Consider the following 5,545-nt stretch of genomic DNA (forward strand, 5'->3'; position numbering starts at 1 on the left):
CGTAGGCAGTTTTTAAAGCATTATAGGCTTTGTTTACCGGGTTTTCATAATACATCCGCTGCATGTTCAGTACATCGTGACCAAAAGCACCTCTAACATTGACTTCGAAATCAAAGTTTTTGATCTTAAAGGTATTGTTCCAGCCCAGCAGGTATTTAGGGATACCATTTCCATAGTATTGTCGGTCGTCATCACTGGATTGAGAAATAGGGATGACCTTGCCGTCTTTACTTTCTACCAGCCATTTTCCGTTATCGTCTACACCTACGCTTTTAAGTACGAAGAACTGACCTATTGGACCACCAACTTTTACACGGTGGGTATAGGTTTGTATCGGTTCACCGGTGTATCCTGCATTGATGAAATCTATAGTGACGTCGAATTTATCATTGGATAAATTAACCAGTTTGTTTTTATTGGTGGAATAGGTAATACTGGAGTTCCATTTCAAGAGTTTGGTATCTACTGCCTTTACATTGATCAAGGCTTCAAAGCCGGAGTTTTTCATGGTTCCAGCATTGAGTAACATATTACCGGTGAGGAATGGGGGAGTTGGTACAGCAAAATTGTACAGTAGGTCATCTACGGTTCTGGTGTAATAATCCAATGATCCGGTGATCCTGTTTTTAAATAAACCGAAGTCTATCCCTGCATTATATTCTGTCTTTTTTTCCCAGCGAAGATCTGGATTGAAATTTCTTGCCGGAACAAAACCGGGTACCCATTTGCCATCAATGTAGGCACCTTCAGCATAGTCATATTTATAGCTGGTCTGCGAGTTATAAGGATCACTGGCGATTGTTCCGGTTACACCATATCCTGCCCTTAATTTTAAATCGGAAATTTCAGGGACGGCTTTCATAAAATCTTCCTTACTTACGCGCCAGCCAACTGAAGCTGCCGGAAATGAACCCCAGTGATAATTGGCTCCAAATTTAGAAGAACCTTCTCTCCTGATGCTGGCCATAAACAGATATTTTTCATTCCAGTTATAGGTTAACCTGCTAAAAAAACCAGCCAGTTGCCATTTGTTTTTATTGCTGGTCATATCTGCTTTTCCTTCTTTTAAAGCGGCACCGGTTTGGAGGTTATTGTAACTATAGGCGTCTGTAGGGAAGTCAAAATTATAAGCATAGAAGTTTTCATTAACGGCATCCTGCCAGCTGTATCCTCCAAGAATGCTAAAATTGTGATGACCTATGCTTTTGGTGTAATTGGTTGTAAATTCGACCAGGTTTTCTGTGGCGGCAGTGGTGGAACGGGAGGCTGTACCATTGAGTTTTGATTTGGTTGTGTTTACGTGCTCGAAGGTGGTACTGCTTCCGTACAGGTTATTGGTTTGAATATTGGAAGCCAGTAATTTGATGCTCAGGTCTTTGATCGGACGGTAATCCAAACTTCCGCTAATACGGGTTTCCCTGAGCCTGGCGTCGTTGATGGCTTCATTGATTCTGGATAAAGGATTATCATAGAAATAAATGTCTCTTTCCTGCCATTTACCTTTGTCATTATAGATATTATCGGTCGGGTTGCGGATAATGGCCTGACGATAGGCGTAACCATCGGCTCCACCTTGTGAAGAGGTGATGCTGCGGTTAATGACTGTGATATTGGTTTTGAGTTTATCGTCGAACATGGAATGGTTTAAGGCCGCGCGTACAGTTAAACGTTTCTGTCCTGTCTTTAGAAATATCCCTTCCCAATCTCTGTAGTTTACAGAACCACTGAAATTGGTGGTGGAATTTCCGCCAAACAGGCTGAGGTTATGGTTTTGGCTTACAGGATTTTGTAAGATCTCGTCCAGCCAGTTAGTATTGCCACCGTAATCAGTGTATTTAACCCCCTGGCTGATCAACCGGCGATAATCATCGGCAGTGAGCATGTCAGGTTTTTTAACGATCTTTTGGATATTTACATAATTGGTGTATTCAATAGTTGATTTGGATCCGGTGGGATTTTTTCGGGTGGTGATTAAGATGACACCGCCAGTTGCCCTGGTTCCATAAATTGCAGCTGCTGAACCGTCTTTTAAAACGTCAATAGCTTCGATGTCTTCTGGTGCAACCGTATTTAGCGAACCAGGAATACCATCAATTAAAATCAGGGGTTCTGAGGTACCGTTAAGAGAATTCAATCCCCGAAGGTTAATCTGTGTACCGCCCGTTGGGTCTCCCGAAGGGGTGGTGATCCTTAAACCCGCTACTTTTCCCTGGATCAGCTGGCCCGCATCTCTAACCGTACCTTTGGTAAAGTCTTCTGCCTTAACGGTGGCAATTGAACTGGTCACTTCTCCTCTTTTCTGAGTACCGTAGCCCACCACGACCACTTCGTTCAGACCTTTTGATTCGGGCTGAAGCAGGATATTAATTTCCTGCCGGCCATTGACCGGTACTTCCAGTTGGGTATAACCTATATAGGTAACAATTAGTGTGGCATTTGTACGGCTTACTTTCAGGCTATAGTTTCCATTGTTGTCTGCAAGGGTCCCATTAGTGGTGCCTTTTTCTTTAACAGAAACGCCAATCAAAGGCGTGTTGTCCATGGCATCCCTTACCTTTCCTTTAATGTTCAGGTTGCTCTGGGCAGCGGAAACCTGATAAATTAAACAGAGCATCAAAAGCGAAAGGCATCTTTTGATGGTGTTGTTCATGTGGTTCTTGGTTAGTGTCATATTGTTGTTGTGTTAGGTTGGTTAGTGTTTTTCGCAGCATGGCGAAAGGAGAAATTAAAGTTACTTGTGCCTGTTAACATGTTTTCTTCGGATTTTAGCACATATCGGCAGCTTTTTAGCTGGTTAAGACATCTGTTATTTTTCAGGAAATTGTTTTAGGGAGGAAAAGAGGGTTTTTGCTTCAGAACCGGCTTCGTCCACCGAATGTTGAAGAGCACAATTTTTGCTTATTTTGGCGAATATCTAGTTAATATAGGTTAATATCCTGCTGATATGATGCTCTTATTAGGATAATTTTGAATTATGTTTTCAAAAGATATATATATTCAAAGAAGGAGAATCCTGGCCAGTCGTATCGGAAAAGGCATCATTCTTTTACCTGGTAACCGGGAACTGGGGATAAATTACCGAGACAATCACTATCCCTTTAGACAAGACAGTACATTTTTATATTATACCGGAATTGATTTGCCAGACCTGGTTTTCGTAATGGATCTGGACCGGGGTAAGGAATATATTTATGGAGAGGAGCAAAGTCTGGAAGATACAGTTTGGACGGGGCCCTTGCCTTCCTTGCTTTCTATGGCAGAGAAATCTGGAGTGGAGCAGGTTTGTCGTCTTTCTTCGCTTAAGGATGTGCTGAAAGGTGGTTCTGCAATACATTATTTGCCTCCTTACCGGGCGGATGTAGATTTGTTGTTGAAGAGCTGGGAGGTCAGTGAAAAGCCTTCAGTAGAACTGATACAGGCGGTTGTATTACAAAGGTCTTATAAGCAGGCGGAAGAAATTATCCAAATTGAGCAGGCTATCGGGGTGAGTGTGGCCATGCAGAAAAAGGCAATGGAACTTGCCCTGCCCGGGATTCGGGAATCTGAAATAGCAGCACAATTGCAGGCCATAGCTGTTTCGGAAGGCGGGAATCTTGCTTTTCCAACTATACTGACGGTGAACGGACAGTTTCTACACAATCACGCCAGTCATCAGGTACTCCAGAATGGGCAAATGGTGCTTTGTGATTGTGGTGCTGAAAATCAAATGCATTATGCAGGCGACCTGACCAGAACTTTTCCGGTAAGTGGTGCTTTTACATCGCGCCAGAAAGAGATTTATAACATTGTACTGAATGCACATGAAAGTGCTATAGCTGCATTGAGGCCAGGAAAACTTTTTAAAGAGGTGCACCTGCTGGCTTGCGAACAACTTGCTTCAGGATTGAAAGCGATCGGTTTGATGAAAGGAGACCCAAAGGAAGCCGTGGCACAGGGCGCACATGCTCTGTTTTTTCAATGCGGATTAGGGCATATGATGGGACTAGATGTACATGATATGGAAAATCTGGGAGAACAATATGTTGGCTATACGCCTGACTTGCAAAAGAGTACTGAATTTGGATTGAAGTCACTGCGGCTTGGACGAGCCCTGGAGCAGGACTTTGTACTAACCGTAGAGCCTGGGATCTATTTTATTCCTCAACTGATCGAACAATGGAAAGCTATAGGTAAACATGCTGATTTTATCAATTATGAAGCAGTTGAAGCCTATAAAGGTTTTGGAGGAATCCGCATAGAGGAAGATTTCCTAATCACCGCAACGGGCAGCTGTTTACTAGGAACACCATTAAGTAAAAGGATAGAGGAAATTGAGCACTGAAAACCGGGCTTTACGTGTTAATATAAAGCCAGAATGCGATAATTTTCTGGTAATAAGGCATTTTATTAGAGTTTAAATTTGAAATAAAAAGAGAATAAATATGAATAAAGATTTTTGGTACGGGGTGTTCCCTGCTATTACAACTAAATTTACAGCAGAGGAAGAATTGGATATGGACGCCTGTATGGTAGGTATAGAGGCCCAATTGGAAGCCGGTGTAAATGGTATTGTACTGGGTGGTTCTCTTGGAGAAGCCAGCACATTAACTGAAGAGGAGAAATTTAAACTGACTGCTGCTACAGTGGCGAAAGTTGCCGGAAGGGTACCTGTAATTTTTAACATTGCCGAACAATCTACAAAAGTTGCTGTCCACCAGGCACAGAAAGCAGCAGAACTGGGGGTGGACGGTCTGATGGTTCTTCCGCCGCTTCGTTATTTTGCGTCTGAAGAGGAAACTGTTGCCTTCTTTTCTGCCGTTGCAGAGCATACTTCGCTTCCAATTATGATCTATAACAACCCGATAGATTATAAGATCCATGTGACCCTCGATATGTTTGAGCAGCTGAAAAAATATCCAAATATTCAGGCAGTAAAAGAGTCTACAAGGGATGTGGGAAATGTAACCCGTATGTTGAACCGTTTTGGGGATCGTTTTAAGATCCTTACCGGGGTTGACCCTTTGGCGCTGGAAAGCATCCTGATTGGAGCGCATGGTTGGGTGGCTGGTTTGGTGGATGCCTTTCCTAAAGAAACCGTGGCCATTTTTCGCCTGGCAAAAGAAGGACGTCATGAAGAGGCCATACAAATTTACCGCTGGTTCCTGCCTTTACTGGATCTGGATATCCATCCAAAACTGGTACAATATATTAAACTTGCAGAAGTGGCCACAGGTACCGGAACGGAATATGTGCGTTCACCCCGTTTGGTTCTTAAAGGTGCGGAACGTGAACGTATTCAAAAGGTAATTGATGATGCTTTAGCGATCAGGCCGGAACTTCCTGAAGGAAGCTGGGGCGTATTGAAAGCGGTATAATAAAAACATCATGGACGGAAGAAATATCATTGGTTATGAATATGTACCCGCGGGAATTACAGCTTTTAGGGCTGTAAACCCGCTTTCTGAATCTTTACTGGAGGGTGATTTTTATCCAGCAGTTCCTGCTGATGTGGAGCGGGCTGTATTGAAGGCAGAAGAGGCTTTTATGCTGTACAGAAAAATTGATA

General features: G+C 43.0%; 4 protein-coding genes. 3 read left to right on the forward strand and 1 reads right to left on the reverse strand.

The genetic code is table 11. From position 1 onward, the window contains the following. Positions 1-2,671, reverse strand: a 2,671-nt coding sequence (locus VNZ46_RS01095; protein ID WP_325558218.1) for a SusC/RagA family TonB-linked outer membrane protein, incomplete at its 3' end; no start/stop codon positions are given. Between the two features lie 303 nt (positions 2,672-2,974). Here VNZ46_RS01095 and VNZ46_RS01100 point away from each other — a divergent pair. The 3 genes from VNZ46_RS01100 to VNZ46_RS01110 form a co-directional block, all read left to right on the forward strand. Next, positions 2,975-4,321: a Xaa-Pro aminopeptidase gene (locus VNZ46_RS01100; RefSeq protein ID WP_325558220.1), complete on the forward strand. Its 1,347-nt coding sequence runs from the start codon at positions 2,975-2,977 to the stop codon at positions 4,319-4,321. A gap of 100 nt (positions 4,322-4,421) precedes the next feature. Then, a complete protein-coding gene (locus tag VNZ46_RS01105) occupies positions 4,422-5,354 on the forward strand; it encodes a dihydrodipicolinate synthase family protein (protein ID WP_325558221.1) in 933 nt (310 codons plus the stop codon). 10 nt (positions 5,355-5,364) lie between these two features. Beyond that, on the forward strand, positions 5,365-5,545 hold a 181-nt coding region (locus VNZ46_RS01110; RefSeq protein WP_414693449.1), incomplete at its 3' end, for a hypothetical protein.

The organism is Pedobacter sp. (assembly GCF_035566355.1).
Lineage (GTDB): Bacteria > Bacteroidota > Bacteroidia > Sphingobacteriales > Sphingobacteriaceae > Pedobacter.